This window comes from Mycobacterium sp. (assembly GCF_008709575.1).
GTDB lineage: Bacteria > Actinomycetota > Actinomycetes > Mycobacteriales > Mycobacteriaceae > Mycobacterium.
This window is the reverse complement of sequence record NZ_VYIK01000110.1, coordinates 1-1,277: the sequence shown is the minus strand read 5'-3', so window position 1 is coordinate 1,277 and position 1,277 is coordinate 1. Positions and strand designations below refer to the sequence as shown.

Sequence of the window (1,277 nt, the reverse complement as noted above, 5' to 3'; positions counted from 1 at the left end):
CAACACCCCCTCACCATCCTCGACAACTGCCGCATCACCTGGGGCAAAGTACTCTCTCGTTCCGGCGACGACGTCGAGCTGTCCTGCCGGCGACTGGTCTGGGATGGTCGTGCGCTGGGACTGTCACAGCCCTCGACGCGCCGGCTCGCGGTGTTCTCCGACGGATACAGCGCGGTGCCCGACGTGGCGGTGGGTGATCAGGTCGCGGTGCACTGGGGACGGTTGTGCGGCCGGCTGCAACCCGAACAGATCGAGGCGCTGGCCGACGCGACGGCCCGTCAGTTGACGGTCACCAATCAGCGGTTGATGCAGCGCTCGCCGTGACCCGTGTCAGTCCAGGATCCGTCGGGCGACGTTGGTGCTGACCAGATCGAGCAGTTCGTCGCCGCGACCGGCAAGGATGGTGCGGATTGCGTACAGCGAGAAACCTTTTGCCTGCTCGGCGGTGATGACCGGCGGGATGGTCAATTCCTGGCGCGCGGTGACGACGTCGACAACGGCCGGCCCGGCATAGCCGAAGGCGTCGCTCAACGCGGCCGGGAGATCGCCGGGCTTTTCCACGCGGCGACCAAACATACCCAGCGCGGCGGCTATCGCGGCGAAGTCGACCGGGTTCAGCTCGGTGCCGAAGTTGACGATTCCGGCGGCCTTCATCTCCAGCTCCACGAAGCTCAGCGACGAGTTGTTGAACACGATCACCTTGACCGGCAGCCGGTTCTGCGTCAGGGTGGCCAGTTCCCCGAGCAACATGGCCAGGCCTCCGTCACCGGCCAGCGCCACCACTTGGCGTCGCCGGTCGGCGGTCTGCGCTCCGATCGCGTGCGCCACCGCGCCGGCCATCGTGCCGTGGGTTGCCGATCCGATGAGCCGGCGCCGGCCGTTCATGGTCAGATAGCGCGCCGCCCAGATGGTGGGCGTGCCGACGTCGTAGGTGAACACCGCGTCGTCGTCAGCCAACTCGTTGGCCAGCCGGGCGACGTATTCCGGGCGGATCGGGGTGCGGTCGCGATCGTTGACCGCCAGGTCGTCCAGCGACTTGCGGGTCTTGCGGTAGTGCCGCAGCGCGCGCTCCAAGTGATCGCGGTCGTGCTTGGGTTTCAGCAGCGGCTGCAACCCGGCGAGGGTGTCCTTCACGGTGCCGACCAGGCCGAGGTCCACCGGGACGCGCCGGCCGATGTGGCTGCCGCGCAGGTCCACTTGAATGATCCGGGAATTGTCGGGATAGTTTTCCAGGCGCTGTGCGCCGCCGTGGGATAAGAAAATGGGCCCACCGTGCG

The 1,277-nt window shown here is 67.3% G+C and carries 2 protein-coding genes; one reads left to right on the top strand and one right to left on the bottom strand.

Annotation, left to right across the window (positions count from 1 at the left end):
- On the top strand, nt 1–324 hold a 324-nt coding region (locus F6Q13_RS16790; protein WP_293058960.1), incomplete at its 5' end, for a DUF6390 family protein.
- 6 nt (nt 325–330) lie between these two features.
- Here the strand turns inward: F6Q13_RS16790 and F6Q13_RS16785 are convergent.
- Nucleotides 331–1,277, bottom strand: a 947-nt coding sequence (locus F6Q13_RS16785; protein ID WP_293058957.1) for a thiamine pyrophosphate-dependent enzyme, incomplete at its 5' end; no start/stop codon positions are given.